This is a genomic window from Pseudomonas sp. No.21, assembly GCF_054558415.1.
The window spans coordinates 155,827-172,429 of record NZ_BAAJNO010000006.1 but is presented as its reverse complement, the minus strand read 5'-3'; the positions used below and the strand labels follow the sequence as shown (position 1 = coordinate 172,429).

The window sequence follows — 16,603 nt, the reverse complement described above, 5'->3', positions numbered from 1 at the left end:
TCAGACCGCCGCCTTGAAGTGGCGGGCGTAGCGTGGGCAGAGCTCGTCGCGCTTGAGCAGGATGAACACGTCGGCGACCTGGAAGTCCTGGTCCCAGCAGGGCTCGCCGCAGATCTTCGCGCCCAGGCGCATGTAGGCCTTGAGCAGCGGCGGCATCTCGGCGATGACGTTGCCGGGCAACTCCAGCGCCGGCAGCGGGGTGCGCGGTTCGGCACGCAGGTGTTCGGTGCACAGGTAGCGTTCGCGCAGGCGCTGCATGATGGCCTGGGCCTGGATGCCGCCGTCCTGCATGGGGATGCTGGCGCAGCCCATCAGGTAGCGGTAGCCGCCTTCGTTGAGCACCTCGGCCAGCTCGCTCCAGAGCACGGCGATGGTGCCGCCGTTGCGGTAGGCCGGGTCGACGCAGGTGCGGCCGATCTCCAGCACCGGGCCTTGCAGGTCGCCCAGGCCTACCAGCTGGAATTCCTCTTCGCTGTAGAAGCGGCCGATGTCGTGGGCGGCGCGGTGATCGAGCAGGCGGGTGGTGGCCACCAGGCGGTCGCTGTCCAGGTCGCGCACGCCGATGTGCATGCAGTGCGGATCGTAGTCGTCCATGTCGAGGCCGAACTCGGCGCCCTTGAGCTTGGCGTCGAACTCCGCGCTGAACACCTGGTAGCGCAGGGCCTGGGCTTCACGCAGCGCGGCGATGCCGGTCAGGCGCTCGGCCTGCAGGCGGCGTGGGCTTTTCTCGCCGCGGGCGGCGTTGTCGCGGGTGATGGCGATCTGGGTCATGAATGAAGCCTCCGTTAGCCGGCTAGATCCCGGTTGCAGCCGGTCGATCTTGTTGTGCAAAGTCAGGCTAGGGAGACCCGGTGTCACCACCGTGACGTTTCCGTGATGCTTGAATGACAGCGACCCAAGGAGCCCGACATGACCTGGCAACGCCTGCTGGACATCAACGACCGCCTGCCCCCGGCCCCCCTGGAGGACTGGTACGGCGCGCTGCTGGAGCGCCTGGGCGAAGCCTCGCCCTTCGAGCTGGCGGTGCTCGGCGGGCGGCTCGCCGCGACGCCGGGCCTGGCCTTCCTCGCCGGCTACCAGGGCGCGCTGCGCCTGCTTTGGCCCTCTGCGCCGCAGAGTCTCGGCGCCTTGTGCGTGACCGAAAGCCGCAGCACCCGCCCGGCGGACATGCAGACCCGCGTCACCGGGCTGAGCCTGTCCGGGCGCAAGGATTTCGTCACCGCCGCCGACGCCGCCGACTGGCTGCTGGTGGCCGCCCGCGAGGAAGCCGAGGGCCAGCCGCCGCGCCTGGCCCTGGTGGTGGTGCGCAACGGCGCCCCGGGCGTGCGCATCGAGGCCCTGCCGTCGCTGCCGCTGATGCCGGATATCCCCCACGCCCGCCTGCACCTGGACGCCGCCCACTGCGAGCGCCTGGCCGGCGATGGCTGGGACGCCTACGTGAAGCCCTTCCGCAGCATCGAAGACCTGCACGTGCTTGCTGCCATGGGTGGCTGGCTGCTCGGTGTCGGCCGTGACAGCGGCTGGCCGGAGCCCCTGCAACTGCGCCTGCTGGGGCTGCTCGGCAGCGCCGCCGAGGTCTCCCGGCTGTGCGCCACCAGCCCGACGATGCACCTGATGCTGGCCGGCCTGTTCGCCCAGTTCGACGGCCTGCGCCCCGAGCTGGAAAGCGCCCTCGCCAACGGCCCGCAGGAATGGGCCACGCTCTGGCAACGGGACCAGGGCGTGCTCAGCCTCGCCGTCGGCCCCCGCGCCAAACGCCTGGAAAAAGCCCGCGCCAGCCTCGGCCTGGGCTGAACCGCAGAACTCCGTAGGTTGGGCTGGGTTCGTAGGATGGGTAGAGCTACGCGAAACCCATCATCGGGGTCCCAGCCGGGCCTCGCCTGGTGGAGGAAAAGAGCGTCCTCCACCCTACACCGGCCTCACCTCCGAGCGTTGTGTTCACGCCGCATTCCGCCAATCGCGACGCAGCGCCCGCCCCTGCGACGTTTTCGCCCTTGACGCCGGGTTCGCTTGATTCAGGTCAGTACGGGAAAAATCCACAACCACGATGCTGGCCGCCGCAACCAATTCGAGGTTTCCATGCGGCGTGAACCCATAGTGCTGTTCGACAACGGCGCCCACCAATGCCTGATGTTCGACGACCTGGTCAGTGGTGATGGCGTGCAGTCCAACCAGTTCCTGATCACCGATCATGAGCAATACCTGCTGCTCGACCCGGGCGGCGACCTGACCTACACCCCCCTGTCGCTGGAGCTGTCCAAGCACATCCCGCTGCAGGAGCTGACCTACATCTTCGCCTCCCACCAGGACCCGGACATCATCGCGTCGCTGGACAAGTGGCTGCTGCACACCCGCGCCAAGGTCATCTGCTCCAAGCTCTGGGCGCGCTTCCTGCCGCACCTGACGGCCAACTACCTGGCCATCAGCCACGGCATCTCCACCTACGACCGCATCATCGCGCTGCCCGACCGTGGCCAGTCGATCCCGCTGGGGCGTTGCAACCTCAAGGCGGTGCCGGCGCACTTCCTGCACTCGGTGGGCAACTTCCAGATCTACGACCCGATCAGCAAGATCCTCTTCTCCGGCGACATGGGCGCGTCCATGGTCGACGACGCCAACCCGGTGCGTGATTTCGTCAACCATGTGCCCGAGATGGAGGGCTTCCACCGCCGCTACATGGCTGGCAACAAGGCCTGTCGCCTGTGGGCCGCCATGGTCCGCGAGATGGACGTGGAGATGATCGTGCCGCAACACGGCCGGCCCTTCGTGGGCAAGGAGATGATCAGTGCCTTCCTCTACTGGATCGAGAACCTGCAATGCGGCCTCGACCTGATGGGCCCGGACGATTACCGCCTGCCCCGCTGAACACTGACCTTTCGCGCCGAATGTCCCCGCAAGCGGCACGTTCGGCGCTTTTTAGCGTCATATTCCCCGTGCTACGGTTCCGCCTCCGCTGACAACAAGAGGCTGACCAATGCCCGTCCCGCTGCTGCGAACCCTGAGCCTGGCACTCGGCCTCTGCGCCGCCACGCTCGCCCACGCCGAAACCTGGCCCGGTGCCGAATGGGCCCAGGGCGCCACACCCTCCGGCGCCGCCCTCGACGCCTTCGAGGCCTATGCCTTCCCCGCCCGTGACGATGCCCAGCGCAAGGGCGTGCGCACCGACGCCGTGGTGGTGATCCGCGATGGCGAACTCATCTACGAGCGCTATGCCGGCCCCACCCGTGCCGAGACGCCGCACCTCACCTGGTCGGTGAGCAAGAGCCTGCTCGCCGCCACCCTGGGCGTCGCCTATGGCGAAGGCCGCTTCAAGCTCGACGACCCGGTCGCCCGCCACTACCCGGCCTTCGCCGGCCATGGTGCGGTGCAGATGGACCACCTGCTGCACTGGGCCTCGGGCCTCGCCTGGCAGGAGGACTACGAATACGCGCCGCTGAAGTCCTCGGTGGTGGCCATGCTCTACACCCGGGGCCGTGGCGACATGGCCGCCTTCGCCGCCGCGCACCCGCTGGATGCCGTGCCCGGCAAGCGCTTCCGCTACTCCAGTGGCGACACCAACGTGCTCTCCGCCGCGCTCAGGGGCATGGTCGGGGATGCCTACAAGGACTACCCCTGGACCGCGCTGTTCGACCCCCTGGGCATTCGCTCGGCGGTGTGGGAAACCGACGCCGCCGGCACCTTCGTCGGGTCGTCCTACGCCTACATGAGCGCCCGTGACCTCGCCCGTGTCGGCCTGCTGATGCAACGCGACGGCCGCTGGGGCGACCGCCAGCTGCTGCCCAGGGAATGGGTGGCGTTCAACCGCAAGCCCTTCGCCGAATTCCATACCGACCCCAAGGCCCCCGGCGACGCCGTTCCCGGCGGGCACTGGTGGCTCAACGCGGTGGTGGCGGGCAGTGCCAAGCCCTGGCCCGACGCCCCGGAAGACACCTTCGCCGCCCTCGGCCACTGGGGCCAGGCGCTCTACGTGCTGCCGGCGCAGAAACTGGTGATCGTGCGCTTCGCCGATGACCGCGACGGCAGCTACCAGCACAACGCGTTCCTCAAGCTGGCCCAGGCCGCCTTCGCCCAGGAGGTGCAGCCATGATCCGCCGCCACCCCATCCTCGCCATCCTGGCCCTGCTGCTTCTGGTGCTGGCCGGCCTCGCCTGGCAGAACCGCGTCCACATCCAGGCCTTCCCCGGCATCATCAGCGCCTACACCGCCAAGGAGTACTGCTCCTGCCGCTACGTCATGGACAACCCGGCGGACTACTGCCTGGGCTACGTGAAGCAGTACGTGCCCACCAGCGCCTTCCTCGATGATGCCGCCGCCAAGCGCGTGACCTCGCGCGGCCTCGGCGCCACCTCCACCGCCGCCTGGCTCGGCCCGCGCCAGGGCTGCCAGCTGCTGCCGCAGGCGGACAGCCTGCCCTGACGGCGACATGCCCATTTCGTAGGATGGGTAGAGCGAAGCGAAACCCATCAATGCGTAGGCGTCAGGGGCTTGAGAGACCCGGCAAGCACGCTCCTGAGCAGGCCCTCTCAGGCAACGATCGCTCACGCAGGCCGCGTCATTGGCTTCACGCCTCGAAACGGCTGCTTCCGTCGCGGTCGCGCGCGTAGTGCCGGGCGAGGGGGAAGGGCGGTAGCCAGGCTTCGCGGCGCACCGTCCACAGCTCGTAGGTCGGTTGCAACTGGTCGGGGGCGTCCAGGGCGCCGAGGTTCACCTCGATCTCGTCGCCGCTGCGTCCGAATACCGAGGAGCCGCAGCGGGGGCAGAAGCAGCGCCCGGCGTACTCGCCCACCTCGCCCTCGATCGCCACCGCATCACGGGGGAAGATCGCCGAGGCGTGGAACAGCGCGCCGTGGTGCTTGCGGCAGTCCAGGCAGTGGCACAGGCCGACCCGATACGGGCGCCCGGAGGCGACGACGCGCACCGCGCCGCACAGGCAACCACCGGTGAATCGTTCCATGGCGAATCTCCTCTGAAGACGGACCGAGGCATTTCTTATAGCGGGCAGCGGCTGTGTGCGGCCAGGCGGCAGTGCCCTGTTCCACCCTGTGGAACCGTCTTCGATTGTCCTCCTCGCCCCGTGGCGCTTGACTGGCGCCGGGCCGCCTTCCCGGGCGGCCATGACGAGGAGAACAACAACAATGACCCGTTACGCGCATATCCCTGCCTGGCTCGATGGCATCGACGACGCGTTGCGCCGCCTGCGCCAGGACATCCACGCCCATCCCGAACTGGGCTTCGAGGAAACCCGCACCGCCGCTCTGGTGGCCCGTGCCCTGGAGGGCTGGGGCTACCAGGTGCACCGGGGCATCGGCCGCACCGGCGTGGTCGGCGTGCTGCGCCGTGGCGATGGCTCGCGGCGGCTGGGGCTGCGCGCCGACATGGATGCGCTGCCCATCAGCGAAGCCACCGGGGTCGCCCACAGCAGCCGCCACGCCGGCTGCATGCACGCCTGCGGGCATGACGGCCACACCGCGATGCTGCTGGGGGCCGCGCGCTACCTGGCCGAGGCCGGGCACTTCGACGGCACCCTCAACCTGATCTTCCAGCCCGCCGAGGAAGGGCAGGGCGGCGCCGAGGCGATGCTCGCCGATGGCCTGCTGGAACGCTTCCCCTGCGATGCGCTGTTCGCCATGCACAACATGCCGGGGCTGGAGGCGGGGCGCATGGCCTTCCGCGCCGGGCCGGTGATGGCCTCGCAGGACCTGCTGGAGGTCACCCTGGAAGGCGTCGGTGGGCACGGCTCCATGCCGCACCTGTGCGTCGATCCGCTGGTGGCCGCCGCCGATATCGTCATGGCGTTGCAGACGGTGGTGGCGCGCAACATCGATGCGCAACGTGCCGCCGTGGTCACCGTGGGCGCGCTGCAGGCGGGGGAGGCGGCCAATGTCGTCCCGCAGACCGCCTTGCTGCGCCTGAGCCTGCGGGCGCTGGACCCGGAGGTGCGCGAACTGCAGCTGCAGCGGGTCACCGCGATCATCCGCGGGCATGCCGCGAGCCACGGTTGCCGCGTGGCCATCGAGCACCGACCGGCGTACCCGGTGACGGTCAACCATGCGACCGAGACCGCCTTCGCCCGCGACGTGGCCGTGGGCCTGCTGGGGGAGGGCGCGGTGCAGGAGGCGCAAACGCTGATGGGCAGCGAGGACTTCGGCTGGATGCTGCAGCGCTGCCCCGGCAGCTACCTCGTGATCGGCAACGGCGAGGGGCCGATGGTCCACAACCACGGCTACGACTTCAACGACGACATCCTCGTGCGCGGCGCGGCCTATTGGGCCGCCCTGGCGGAGGCCTGGCTCCAGGCCGCCCGCAGCGACCTGCCCAGCAGCGCGACCCTCGCCCACGCCTAAGCCCCGGAGGCTCACCATGCACACGCCAACCCGCGGCGCCTCGCGCGGCCGCCAGGTGACCGCTGCCGTCATCGGCAACGCCCTCGAGTGGTACGACTTCATCGTCTACGGCTTCCTGGCGAGCATCATCGCCAGGTTGTTCTTCCCTTCCGATAACGAATACGCCTCGCTGCTGATGGCCCTGGCCACCTTCGGCGTCGGCTTCTTCATGCGCCCGGTCGGTGGCGTGCTGCTGGGGCTCTATGCCGACCGCAAGGGACGCAAGGCGGCGATGCAGCTGATCATCCTGCTGATGACCTTCTCCATCGCCCTGATCGCCTTCGCCCCGGACTACGCCGCCATCGGCCTGGGTGCGCCGCTGCTGATCGTGGTCGCGCGGATGATCCAGGGCTTCGCCACGGGCGGCGAGTACGCCAGCGCCACGGCCTTCCTGGTGGAATGCGCGCCGGCCCATCGCCGTGGCCTGTATGGCTCCTGGCAGTTGTTCGGCCAGTGCCTGGCGGTGTTCGCCGGCTCGGGGATGGGCGCGCTGGTCACCCACAGCCTCTCGCCCGAGGCGCTGGACAGCTGGGGCTGGCGCCTGCCCTTCGTCGTCGGCCTGCTGATCGGCCCGGTGGGGTTGTGGATGCGCCGCAACATGGAGGAGACCGAGGCCTTCCTCGAAAGCCGCGCCCGCCAGGCTGTGGATAACCTCAGCCTGGGGCGGATGCTGCGGGACAACCGGCGCGCCGTGCTGGTGACCCTGGGCAACACCATCAGCGGCACCGTGGCCTTCTACGTGGTGCTGGTGAACATGCCGACCTTCGCGCACAGGCAGCTCGGCCTGCCGCTGGACCAGGTGTTCATGGTGCAGATGGCGGCGGTGGCGCTGATGACCCTGGTGATCCCCATCGCCGGAGCGCTCTCCGACCTGTTCGGCCGTCGCGCGGTGATGCTGGCGGGGACCTTCGCCTTCTTCGTGCTGGTCTACCCGCTGTTCGCCTGGGTGGCCGCAGCGCCCAGCCTGGAGCGCCTGTTGGTGATGCAGCTGCTGCTGTGCACCGCCATCGGCACCCTCTACGGGCCGGGCCCCACCGCCGGCGCGGAGCAATTCCCCACCGGGGTGCGCTCCACCGGCCTGGCGCTGTCGAACAACCTGGGGGTGATGCTCTTCGGCGGCTTCGCCCCCTTCATCGTCACCTGGCTGACCCAGGTCGCCGATGATCCGGTCGCCCCGGCCTATTACGTCCTGTTCGCCGCCGGCATCGGGCTGGTCGCGGCCTGGAACCTGCGCGAAGGGGCCCCGGCCGCGCTGGAGCGTCGCGAGCGGCGCCGGCTGCTGGCCCACGCCACACGGAGACTGGTCGAATGAGCCGTTGCGGACCTCCCCTGGCCGAGCGCGTCGCCCAGGCTGCGGGGGGCGACCCCTCGCCCGCGAGCGGCGGGCCCGATGCTTGCAGCGCTGCCCACCGGCGCTGCAAGGTGGGGCCCGAGCGGGGCCCGCCGAGGCGGGCCCGTTGCGTGCAGGAGTTTGGCGTGACCTCGGCGGGCGAGGGGGAGGCGCAAATGCGCAGCAGAGAAGAAAGCGGCACCGTGCGCTCGGTGGAGCGTGCCCTGGCCATCGTCGAGCTGCTGGGGGAGCACGGCTCGCTCGGCCTGGAGGAGCTTCACTACCTGACCGGCCTGCCCAAGGCCACCGTCTCGCGGCTGTTGCATACGCTGCTGGAGCAGGGCTGGTTGTATCGCGGCCTGTGCGACCGGCGTTACCGGCTCAGCGCCCAGCGCCTGTTCGGCGACCCGGACCAGCGCTTCGCCCGCCAGCTGGTGGAACGGGCCTCGCCCCTGCTCAGCGCACTGGCCGAGCGCACCGGCCTGGTGGCCGACCTGTCGTTCTTCGACGGGGACGACCTGCACGTGGTGGAGAGCGCGGTGCCCGAGGTGTTGCGTCGGCGCTACCCCACCAATCGCCTGGTGGTGGGGCTGAAGGCCAGCCTCGCCGATTCCGCCATGGGGCGCGCCTGCCTTGCCACCCTCGGTGACGAGGAGCTGCAACGCCTCGCCAGGCGCCACGCGCTGCCGGACGAGACACTGCGGCTCGCCCATCGGCAGACGCATGACCAGGGTTTCGGCGAGCGCATCGAAGGCTCCTGGGAATACTCGGTGCGCCTGCCTTTCCTGATCCGCGCGGTGGCCCTGCCGGTGCACCGCCAGGGCCGCCTGGTGGGCAGTGTGGCCCTGCACTGGCCGAGGGATCAGGACAGCGTCGAGCGTGTCAGCCGGCGGCACCTGGACGACCTCGCCGGCACTGTCGACGACCTGCAGCACAGCCTCGGCTGAGGCCCCTCCGCCCCGTTCCGTGGGGCGGAACCCAATTCGATTGCCCTTCCCGGTCCCGGATCGACAATGGATCCTGCCCGTCCGGACGGCATCCACCTCATCCAGAACAACAAGAAGGACATGAGATGAACATGCTCGAAAAGGGCCTGGCGGGTCTCGCCTGCCTCACGCTCGCCGGCCTGTGCCAGGGCGGCACCTTCCTCGAAGACAGCAAGCTCGCCGTGCGTTACAGCCAGTACTACTGGAAGGAGAGCAACGGCGGCGAAGTCGGCCCCGTGCGCGACGAATGGGTGCAGGCCACGCTGCTCGGCTTCAACTCCGGCTGGTACCGCGAGGTGCTGGGGTTCGACTACGCCTACGGGCTGGCCGACGACCTGCGCGTGGGCCGCGACGCCACCAGCATCAGCAACCTGGAAGCGGGCCATTCGGTGCGATCCCCCCATGGCATCGCCAAGCCGGTGGAGGCCTACCTGCGCGCGCGCCTGGCCGGCGAGCCGGGCGAGCTGCAACTGGGGCTGGGCAAGAAGAGCCGGCGCTACGCCCAGTACTACGACGACCCCTTCAGCCGCGTCCTGCCGCCCTCCACCCTGGGGGCGGACGTGGATTTCCGCCGTCCCGGCCTGGAGCTGCGCTACAGCCGCATCGAGGGCTTCAGCGCGCGCAACGAGTCGGGCTGGGCGGACGACCTGACCAACTTCCGCGGTCGGAAGATCGACGCTTTGCACCTGTTCGCCCTGGGCCTGGAACTGCCCGGCGTCGGCACGCTGAAGCTGGAATACGGCGAGTCGGAGGACTACCTGCGGGTCGGCTCGGCGAAGCTCGAGCGCAGCCTCGCGCTGGGCGGGGCGCGCTTGCTCGATCTCTACGCCACCCTCGGTGCCCAGCAGGATGCCGGGCGGCTGTTCGACTACGGCGGTGTGCCGGGCCTCTACGACGCCACCTCGTCGCACGGGGCGCGCTACCTGGACCTCTCCGCGCGCATGCGCTGGCCGCATCACTACCTGGGCATGACCTGGAACCAGGTGCGGGGCGATGACTTCGACCGCTTCTTCTTCAGCCAGGACCACGGCACCTGGAACAGCAGCGCCAAGCTGTTCTACCTGTTCGGTGCCGAGGGCGAGGCGATGTTCAAGCTGGTGGCCGGCACCGATTTCGCGGCGCTGGGCCTGCCGGGGTTGCGCCTGGACGGCCACTACGCCTTCTCCGACCATGCCGCCGGCTATGACGGCTTCTCCCGTCGGGAATTCCAGGGCGTGCTGCAATACCGCTTCGCCGGCCTGCTCGATGGCCTGAGCCTGGCCTGGCTGCACAACGAGTTCCACACCAAGGGGCGCGCCGACGGGGTGACCCGCTTCACCCCCTCGCGGGGGCCCGCCGGCGTCATCACCCACAATGCGGAACGCCTTTACCTGAACTACGTCTATAGCTTCTGATCGGCTGGCCGGGACCCTCCCGGCCGCCTCCCTCCTCGCGGGGCGGGCGCCGACCCCATGAGCGTTCGCCGCCCCGTGCCTGTGGTTTGCAGGCGCACCGACTGCCGGTTTAAGGTGGCGCGATTGTGCGACAGGAGCCCGCATGGCCAAGCTATTCCCCCTCATTCCCGCCCTGCTCGGCGCCCTTGCGCTGCCGGTGCAGGCCGACTGGTACCTGGACAACGAGTCCTCGCGCCTCTCCTTCATCTCCACCAAGGGTGGCAACCTCTCCGAGGTCCACCGCTTCCTCACCCTGCACGGCACCATCGCCGACAGCGGCAAGGCGCACCTGCGCGTCGAACTGGAATCGGTGAGCACCGGCATCCCGCTGCGGGACCAGCGCCTGCGCGACCTGTTCTTCGAGATCGAGCGCAACCCCGAGGCCGAGGTCTTCGCCCAGCTCGACCTGCGCCCCATCACCGACCTCGCCCCCGGCGCCCAGCTGGAGCTGCGCCTGCCGCTGAAGGTGAAGCTGCACGGCCGCGAGCACGAGTACATGGCCGAGCTGCTGGCCACGCGCCTGGACGACCGCCGCTTCCAGGTGGTGACCCTGGCGCCCCTGGTGCTGCAGGTGGAGGACTTCGGCCTCACCGAGTCCCTCGGCATGCTGCGCGAGATGGCCGGGCTGTCCTCCATCAGCCTCTCGGTGCCGGTGGGTGCCGTGCTGATCTTCACCGCGCGCTGATGGGCCACATCTTCCCCTGGAAGTCCGGCAACCGCTTCGAGCTGCTGATCGACGGGCCGAGCTTCTTCCCCGCGATGCTCACCGACATCGCCCGGGCCGAGCACCACGTATCCCTGGAGCTCTACCTGGTGGAAGACGGGCGCTGCAGCGAGGCGCTGGTCGAGGCGCTGTGCCTGGCGGCGCAACGCGGGGTGAAGGTGCGTTGCCTGTTCGACGGCTTCGGCAGCAAGAAGCTCGGCAGCGCCCTGCGCCAGCGCATGGTCCTGGCCGGCGTGCAGCTGCAGTTCTACAACCCGGTGCGCTGGCGGCGCGGGGTGCGCAACTTCTACCGCGACCACCGCAAGGTGCTGGTGGTGGACGACCGCGTCGCCTACGTGGGCGGCACCGGCTCCACCGACGAGTTCTGGGAGCCCGAGCAGCCCGAGAGCCGCTGGCACGAGGCGATGGTCGCCATCGAGGGGCCGCTGGTGGTGCACTGGAAGCTGATCTTCGACTACCAGTGGCTGGCCAACCTGCATCGCCGGCCCTGGCGCCCCGACGAGGCCCCGGGCCTGGAGCGCCTGCCGCCGCTGCCGTCCGCCGGCATCGGCATGGGCCGGGTGGCCTACGCCGACGCCCGCCAGCACTGGGACATCGTGCAGTCGCTGGTGCGCAGCATCCGCAACGCCAAGACCCGCATCTGGCTGGCCACGCCGTATTTCCTGCCCAGCTGGAAGGTTCGCCGCGCACTGCTCAAGGCCGCGCGACGGGGTGTCGACGTGCGCCTGCTGCTGACCAGCCGCAACACCGACCACCCGCCGGTGCGCTTCGCCGGCCAGCGCTATTACCCGCGCCTGTTGCGCGCCGGGCTGCGCATCTTCGAGTACCAGCCGCGCTTTTTGCACCTGAAGATGGTGCTGGTGGACGACTGGGTGAGCATCGGCTCCTGCAACTTCGACCACTGGAACCTGCGCTTCAACCTGGAAGCCAACCTGGAGGCGCTGGACCGGCACTTCACCGCCGAGGTGGCCGCCAGCCTGAGCCGCGACTTCGACGACAGCCGCGAGATCACCCTCGAGGCCTGGCATGCGCGACCGTTGATCAAGCGCTTCTACCAGCGGCTCTGGGGCTGGCTCGACCGCCTCGCCGTCAACCTGCTGGACCGCCGCCGCTAGCCGAACCTTTGTCGGGTGTCGGCCGGGCCCGCGCCGGCTAATCTCCCGCGCACGACCACAACAAGAGATGCGCCCATGCGCCGTCCGCTGCCCGCCCTGTCGCTCCTCGCCCTGCTGCTTTCCGGCTGCTCCACGCCCGGGGCCTTCTTCGGCGCCACCGACGGGCCGGCCTTCGTCGCGCGCACGCCCAGCGATGCCGACCATGCGCTGGTCTACCTCTATCGTCCGCGCAGCGACTGGGCCGACCAGGAGCTGGAGGCGCCGGGCCTGTTCATCAATGGCGAGCTGATCGGCGCGTTGCCGAGCAACGGCTACCTGCCCCTGGAGTTCGAGACCGCCAGCTACCGCCTGGAGATGCGCCGCCCGCTGCTGGGCAGCTACTGGACCTTCTTCGCCGGCGGCCCGCTGGACTTCACCGAGATCACCAGCTTCGCCCTCGACGCCGCTGCCGGCGCCACTTACTACCTGCGCTACGACGAGCTGAACCCGCCGCCGCAGAATGCCGAGCTGCCGCCCCAGGGCGACGGCCCGCTGCAACTGGTGGGCGCCGAGCTGGGCGCCAGCGAGATCGCCGCCACCCGCGAAGTGCACGCGCTGCAGCGCTTCGGTTCCGCCGGCGAGCCGCTGGACGACTTGTAGTAGCCGCCTGTTACCCGGCGCGGGGAGGGCGGGCGGATACTTCGTCTACCCTTTGAATCCTCGAAGGCCCCACACGGAGGAACCCGCCATGGCGGCGAAGAAGATCCTGATGCTGGTCGGCGACTACGCCGAAGACTACGAAACCATGGTGCCCTTCCAGGCCCTGTCGATGGTCGGTCACACCGTGCATGCGGTGTGCCCGGACAAGCGCGCCGGCCAGAGCGTGCGCACGGCCATCCACGACTTCGAAGGCGACCAGACCTACAGCGAGAAGCCGGGCCACAACTTCGCGCTGAACTTCGACTTCGACAAGGTCCGTGCCGAGGACTACGACGCCCTGCTGGTCCCCGGCGGCCGCGCCCCCGAGTACCTGCGCCTGAACGCCCGGGTCATCGAACTGGTGAAGGCCTTCGACGCTGCGGGCAAACCCATCGCCGCCGTCTGCCACGGCGCCCAGCTGCTGGCGGCCGCCGGCGTGCTCAAGGGCCGCGCCTGCAGCGCCTACCCGGCCTGCGGCCCGGAGGTGACCCTGGCCGGTGGCGAGTACGTGGACATCCCCGTGGACCAGGCCCACGTCGACGGCAACCTGGTCACCGCCCCCGCCTGGCCGGCGCACCCGGCCTGGCTGGCGAAGTTCCTCGAAGTGCTGGGCACCCGTATCACCCTGTAAGGGCGAGCCTGCGTTCCGGGGATCATTGGATTCCCGGGGCCGCCTGTGGCGCCGTTTGATGGGTTTCGCTTCGCTCTACGCCATCCTACGAAGTGCCATCCCGTAAGGTGCGGTGCCATGTGGGCGTTCGATGCACAATGGCGCCGCTGAGCACCGCTTGGTGAGTGAACATCCACGCTCTTGGAACCTGGCTTTGCTTTTGGCTCTTTGAGCGTGGGAACCATAAGACTGCGGAGCATGCAGCGGTCGCTCACTCCGGACGTAGGGTGTGCTGCGCGCACCTGGAGCTCGCCGGAAGCACCGAGCGGAGGTGCGCACGGCACACCCTACGGCACGGGTTCATCCTGTCGAATCGTCATAGGCAGAGCCGATGGCTCATGACGACGTCCCAAGGATGTGGTTTACCAAGTTCAAATGAATCCACCCCTGCAGGTTTTCAGGGCACACCCGAGAAAGGAACCCGCCCCATGTGCGAACTCTATGTAAAGGCCGACCCGATCCTCTACGAGTCCCGCTCGCGCTCACTGCGCATCCGCGGCGTGGTGACCACGCTGCGCCTGGAGAACCAGTTCTGGGACATCCTGCGGGAGATCGCCGAGGTGGACGGCATGACCACCAATCAGCTGATCACCAAGCTCTACGAGGAGGTCATGGACTACCGCGGCGAGGTGGTGAACTTCGCCTCCTTCCTGCGGGTGAGCTGCACCCGTTACCTGGCCCAGCGCAGCGCGCCGGCCAACCTGGCGCTGCTGCCCCGGCGGGCTGGCTGAAACTTGCGGCGGTCGGCGGAATTCCCTGACTGGTCGGTCTAGGCTGTTCGCGCGCGTGGCAGGGATGCCTTGGCCGCGCGCCTGCCAGTCGCCGTCGTGGCTGGAGTCCAGATCCCAGGAGTTACTTTCATGGCTGCCAAACGCCTCTTTTCCGTTTCCCTCCTCGCCGCCTGCCTGCTGGCCGGCACCAGCGCCTTCGCCGACCCGTCCCTGGCCGAGCGCCGCGCCATCACCGCCTACCAGGAAGGCCCCTACGTCGAGCAACTGAAGGCCATCCAGGCTGCCGCCGGTTTCGAGGTGCCGGTGGACGTGCAGTGGAACAGCATCGCGCTGCCTGACCAGGCGCAGAACTACACCCAGGACGGTTTCTGGAAGCAGGTCTACTTCACCCCGCTGGAGAAGGCCTTCGCCTCCGTGGCCGTGGACGACATGGGCAAGCAGGCGCTCAAGGCCAAGCTGAGCAAGGTGGTGGTGCGTTATGACGAGGCCACCGCGCCCTCCAGCAACTACCCCGATGGCGTCGCCTTCGACGGCGGCGTGCTGAGCCTCAACTTCAAGCCCTTCACCAACGTCGACGATGTCGATGCCCGCGCCGAGGCGATCCAGAAGGCGCTGGAAGCCAAGCTCTGATCCTGCCGGGCCGGCCCGCACCCGGGCTGGCCCTTCTCGACCGCGCGGGCATTTGCGCGAGGCTTCGCGGCGTTTAAGCTGCGTCATTCCCTCCGCCCGGCGCGTCCCCGATGTACAAGCTGCCCACCACGGCCACCGCGCCGTTCTGCCCCTCCGCCGTCAGCCACAGCGTGGCGGTGCCGGCCAACGCGTCCCTGGGGCGCAAGCTCATGCTCTTCGTCGGCCCCGGCCTGCTGGTGTCGGTGGGCTACATGGACCCGGGCAACTGGGCGACGGCCATCGAGGCGGGCTCGCGCTTCGGCTATGCGCTGCTGTTCGTGGTGGTGCTGGCGAGCTTCTCGGGCATGTTGCTGCAAAGCCTCTGCTCGCGCCTGGGCATCGCCACCGGGCGTGACCTGGCGCAGCTCTCGCGGGAGCGCTACCGCCCCGGTGTGGCGCGTGGGCAGTGGCTGCTCGCCGAGCTGTCGATCATCGCCACCGACCTGGCCGAGGTGCTGGGCGCGGCCCTGGCCTTCCACCTGCTGCTGGGCGTCTCCATCACCACCGGCGTGGTGCTGACCGCCTTCGACACGCTGATCGTTCTCGCCCTGCAAGGCGCCAACTTCCGCCGCCTGGAAGCCATCGTGCTGGGGTTGATCACCACCATCGGCGCGTGTTTCTTCGTCGAGCTGATGCTGATCAAACCCTACTGGCCGGACGTCGCCGCCGGGCTGCGGCCCTCCTGGGACGTGCTCTCCAGCCAGGAGCCGCTGTACCTGGCGATCGGCATCCTCGGCGCCACGGTGATGCCGCATAACCTCTACCTGCATTCGTCGGTGGTGCAGACCCGGGTCAACGGCGACGACGAGGCGAGCAAGCGCAGCGCCATCCGTTTCGCTCGTTTCGACACCATCGGCTCGCTGTCCCTGGCGCTGCTGGTCAACGCGGCGATCATGATCCTCGCGGCGGCGGCCTTCCACGGCAGCGGCCACACCGAGGTGGTGGAAATCCAGGACGCCTACCACCTGCTCGACCCCCTGGTGGGCGGTGCACTGGCCAGCTTCCTGTTCGGCTTCGCGCTGCTGGCGGCGGGGCAGAGCTCCACCTTCACCGGCACCATCGCCGGCCAGGTGGTGATGGAGGGCTTCCTGCAGGCGAAGATCCCCTGCTGGCAGCGGCGCCTGATCACCCGCGCCCTGGCGCTGGTGCCGGCGCTGATCGGCGTGGTCTGGCTGGGGGAGGGTGCGGTGGGCAAGCTGCTGGTGCTGAGCCAGGTGGTACTGAGCCTGCAACTACCCTTCGCCCTGTGGCCGTTGATCCGCTTCACCAGCGACCGCCGGCTGATGGGGCCCTTCGCCAACAGCCGCCTGGTGGCGAGCATCGCCTGGAGCCTGTTCGGGCTGATCTCCCTGGCCAACCTGACGTTGCTGTATTTCTGGATGGCCTGACCGGCGGGCCGGCGTGTTTCAGGGGCTGGAGTCGACTGCCATGGGGCAGCCGCCCAGGGCCTGCAACTCGTCCAGGGGCACGCCGGCCTGGACGAAGGATTCGCAGCCTGCCGGCAGCACCGGCACCGTCGTCGCGGGTTCGACGTCGACGGCGCGGATGGCCGTTGCCGGGGCCCGGAGTGCGAGCCCCTGGATGACCAGCTCGCCCACCTGGCCGCCGCGCCGCAGCAGCAGGCGATCCCGCTCCACGGCCAGCACCTCGGTGCCATCGGGCAGCCGGGCGCCGGCCTGCACGCTGAGCAGCCTGCCGTCGTCGAGGCTGAGCGAGGCCAGGCCCTGGCCGTCGCCCCGGCTGAAGACGCTGTACAGGCGCCAGCCGTCGAGGCCCGTCAGCGGGCGGGGCGCAGGGTAGGGCTTGAGCGACAGGGTGGCGGGCTCGGCGAGCAGCGCCTTTGGCAATTGCACCGCCAGGGCGGGGGCGCTCGCCAACAGGGCC

18 protein-coding genes are annotated in these 16,603 nt (G+C 69.3%); 15 read left to right on the top strand and 3 right to left on the bottom strand.

The window, feature by feature from the left end; translation table 11 throughout:
- Positions 1–771: an L-ornithine N(alpha)-acyltransferase gene (gene olsB / locus ACYJSS_RS13900; protein WP_111263076.1), complete on the bottom strand. Its 771-nt coding sequence runs from the start codon at positions 769–771 to the stop codon at positions 1–3.
- A gap of 138 nt (positions 772–909) precedes the next feature.
- On the opposite strand from olsB, the gene ACYJSS_RS13895 reads away from it, so the two are divergent.
- The 4 genes from ACYJSS_RS13895 (at position 910) to ACYJSS_RS13880 (ending at position 4,416) form a co-directional block, all read left to right on the top strand.
- Entirely contained in the window at positions 910–1,794 is an 885-nt protein-coding gene (locus ACYJSS_RS13895; RefSeq protein WP_236204721.1) for an acyl-CoA dehydrogenase family protein, read from the top strand.
- A gap of 285 nt (positions 1,795–2,079) precedes the next feature.
- Entirely contained in the window at positions 2,080–2,865 is a 786-nt protein-coding gene (locus tag ACYJSS_RS13890) for an oxygen-binding di-iron domain-containing protein (RefSeq protein ID WP_111263078.1), read from the top strand.
- A gap of 109 nt (positions 2,866–2,974) precedes the next feature.
- Positions 2,975–4,087 (top strand): serine hydrolase domain-containing protein, encoded by a 1,113-nt coding sequence (locus ACYJSS_RS13885; RefSeq protein WP_236204720.1) that lies wholly within the window; start codon positions 2,975–2,977, stop codon positions 4,085–4,087.
- The gene (locus tag ACYJSS_RS13880; RefSeq protein ID WP_236204719.1) at positions 4,084–4,416 is read left to right on the top strand and encodes an amidase; all 333 of its coding nucleotides are present in this window, start codon (positions 4,084–4,086) and stop codon (positions 4,414–4,416) included. Before ACYJSS_RS13885 ends, ACYJSS_RS13880 begins: the two co-directional genes overlap by 4 nt.
- 145 nt (positions 4,417–4,561) lie before the next feature.
- Here the strand turns inward: ACYJSS_RS13880 and ACYJSS_RS13875 are convergent, their stop codons facing one another.
- A complete protein-coding gene (locus ACYJSS_RS13875; protein WP_236204718.1) occupies positions 4,562–4,954 on the bottom strand; it encodes a GFA family protein in 393 nt (130 codons plus the stop codon).
- A 181-nt stretch (positions 4,955–5,135) separates the two neighbouring features.
- On the opposite strand from ACYJSS_RS13875, the gene ACYJSS_RS13870 reads away from it, so the two are divergent.
- The 11 genes from ACYJSS_RS13870 to ACYJSS_RS13820 all read left to right on the top strand — a co-directional run bounded on the left by ACYJSS_RS13870 (position 5,136) and on the right by ACYJSS_RS13820 (position 16,107).
- Positions 5,136–6,344 (top strand): M20 aminoacylase family protein, encoded by a 1,209-nt coding sequence (locus ACYJSS_RS13870; protein ID WP_236204717.1) that lies wholly within the window; start codon positions 5,136–5,138, stop codon positions 6,342–6,344.
- 16 nt (positions 6,345–6,360) lie between these two features.
- Positions 6,361–7,695 carry a citrate-proton symporter gene (locus tag ACYJSS_RS13865; RefSeq protein ID WP_236204716.1) on the top strand — a complete coding sequence of 445 codons (1,335 nt, stop codon included), beginning with the start codon at positions 6,361–6,363 and terminating at the stop codon, positions 7,693–7,695.
- 194 nt (positions 7,696–7,889) lie between these two features.
- Complete coding sequence (locus tag ACYJSS_RS13860) at positions 7,890–8,660, top strand: IclR family transcriptional regulator (RefSeq protein WP_236204715.1); 771 nt, start codon at positions 7,890–7,892, stop codon at positions 8,658–8,660.
- 125 nt (positions 8,661–8,785) lie between these two features.
- Positions 8,786–10,093 carry an OprD family outer membrane porin gene (locus ACYJSS_RS13855; RefSeq protein ID WP_236204714.1) on the top strand — a complete coding sequence of 436 codons (1,308 nt, stop codon included), beginning with the start codon at positions 8,786–8,788 and terminating at the stop codon, positions 10,091–10,093.
- A 142-nt stretch (positions 10,094–10,235) separates the two neighbouring features.
- Complete coding sequence (locus ACYJSS_RS13850) at positions 10,236–10,817, top strand: YceI family protein (RefSeq protein WP_111263086.1); 582 nt, start codon at positions 10,236–10,238, stop codon at positions 10,815–10,817.
- Entirely contained in the window at positions 10,814–11,971 is a 1,158-nt protein-coding gene (locus ACYJSS_RS13845; RefSeq protein ID WP_111263091.1) for a phospholipase D-like domain-containing protein, read from the top strand. The genes ACYJSS_RS13850 and ACYJSS_RS13845 overlap by 4 nt, the downstream gene beginning before the upstream one ends.
- Before the next feature lie 75 nt (positions 11,972–12,046).
- The gene (locus tag ACYJSS_RS13840) at positions 12,047–12,610 is read left to right on the top strand and encodes a DUF2846 domain-containing protein (RefSeq protein WP_111263087.1); all 564 of its coding nucleotides are present in this window, start codon (positions 12,047–12,049) and stop codon (positions 12,608–12,610) included.
- An 88-nt stretch (positions 12,611–12,698) separates the two neighbouring features.
- A complete protein-coding gene (locus ACYJSS_RS13835; RefSeq protein ID WP_111263088.1) occupies positions 12,699–13,280 on the top strand; it encodes a DJ-1/PfpI family protein in 582 nt (193 codons plus the stop codon).
- 467 nt (positions 13,281–13,747) lie between these two features.
- Complete coding sequence (locus ACYJSS_RS13830; protein ID WP_111263089.1) at positions 13,748–14,050, top strand: ribbon-helix-helix domain-containing protein; 303 nt, start codon at positions 13,748–13,750, stop codon at positions 14,048–14,050.
- 129 nt (positions 14,051–14,179) lie between these two features.
- Positions 14,180–14,680 carry a hypothetical protein gene (locus ACYJSS_RS13825; protein ID WP_236204713.1) on the top strand — a complete coding sequence of 167 codons (501 nt, stop codon included), beginning with the start codon at positions 14,180–14,182 and terminating at the stop codon, positions 14,678–14,680.
- Between the two features lie 110 nt (positions 14,681–14,790).
- Positions 14,791–16,107: an Nramp family divalent metal transporter gene (locus ACYJSS_RS13820; protein ID WP_275672211.1), complete on the top strand. Its 1,317-nt coding sequence runs from the start codon at positions 14,791–14,793 to the stop codon at positions 16,105–16,107.
- Between the two features lie 18 nt (positions 16,108–16,125).
- Here the strand turns inward: ACYJSS_RS13820 and ACYJSS_RS13815 are convergent, their stop codons facing one another.
- Positions 16,126–16,596 carry a hypothetical protein gene (locus ACYJSS_RS13815; RefSeq protein ID WP_236204712.1) on the bottom strand — a complete coding sequence of 157 codons (471 nt, stop codon included), beginning with the start codon at positions 16,594–16,596 and terminating at the stop codon, positions 16,126–16,128.
- Positions 16,597–16,603 lie beyond the last annotated feature (7 nt).

Bases quoted from the DNA above. Each gene is read 5' to 3' on its own strand.
- olsB (WP_111263076.1), bottom strand. From the start codon at position 771: ATGACCCAGATCGCCATCACCCGCGACAACGCCGCCCGCGGCGAGAAA.
- ACYJSS_RS13895 (WP_236204721.1), top strand. From the start codon at position 910: ATGACCTGGCAACGCCTGCTGGACATCAACGACCGCCTGCCCCCGGCC.
- ACYJSS_RS13890 (WP_111263078.1), top strand. From the start codon at position 2,080: ATGCGGCGTGAACCCATAGTGCTGTTCGACAACGGCGCCCACCAATGC.
- ACYJSS_RS13885 (WP_236204720.1), top strand. From the start codon at position 2,975: ATGCCCGTCCCGCTGCTGCGAACCCTGAGCCTGGCACTCGGCCTCTGC.
- ACYJSS_RS13880 (WP_236204719.1), top strand. From the start codon at position 4,084: ATGATCCGCCGCCACCCCATCCTCGCCATCCTGGCCCTGCTGCTTCTG.
- ACYJSS_RS13875 (WP_236204718.1), bottom strand. From the start codon at position 4,954: ATGGAACGATTCACCGGTGGTTGCCTGTGCGGCGCGGTGCGCGTCGTC.
- ACYJSS_RS13870 (WP_236204717.1), top strand. From the start codon at position 5,136: ATGACCCGTTACGCGCATATCCCTGCCTGGCTCGATGGCATCGACGAC.
- ACYJSS_RS13865 (WP_236204716.1), top strand. From the start codon at position 6,361: ATGCACACGCCAACCCGCGGCGCCTCGCGCGGCCGCCAGGTGACCGCT.
- ACYJSS_RS13860 (WP_236204715.1), top strand. From the start codon at position 7,890: ATGCGCAGCAGAGAAGAAAGCGGCACCGTGCGCTCGGTGGAGCGTGCC.
- ACYJSS_RS13855 (WP_236204714.1), top strand. From the start codon at position 8,786: ATGAACATGCTCGAAAAGGGCCTGGCGGGTCTCGCCTGCCTCACGCTC.
- ACYJSS_RS13850 (WP_111263086.1), top strand. From the start codon at position 10,236: ATGGCCAAGCTATTCCCCCTCATTCCCGCCCTGCTCGGCGCCCTTGCG.
- ACYJSS_RS13840 (WP_111263087.1), top strand. From the start codon at position 12,047: ATGCGCCGTCCGCTGCCCGCCCTGTCGCTCCTCGCCCTGCTGCTTTCC.
- ACYJSS_RS13835 (WP_111263088.1), top strand. From the start codon at position 12,699: ATGGCGGCGAAGAAGATCCTGATGCTGGTCGGCGACTACGCCGAAGAC.
- ACYJSS_RS13830 (WP_111263089.1), top strand. From the start codon at position 13,748: ATGTGCGAACTCTATGTAAAGGCCGACCCGATCCTCTACGAGTCCCGC.
- ACYJSS_RS13825 (WP_236204713.1), top strand. From the start codon at position 14,180: ATGGCTGCCAAACGCCTCTTTTCCGTTTCCCTCCTCGCCGCCTGCCTG.
- ACYJSS_RS13820 (WP_275672211.1), top strand. From the start codon at position 14,791: ATGTACAAGCTGCCCACCACGGCCACCGCGCCGTTCTGCCCCTCCGCC.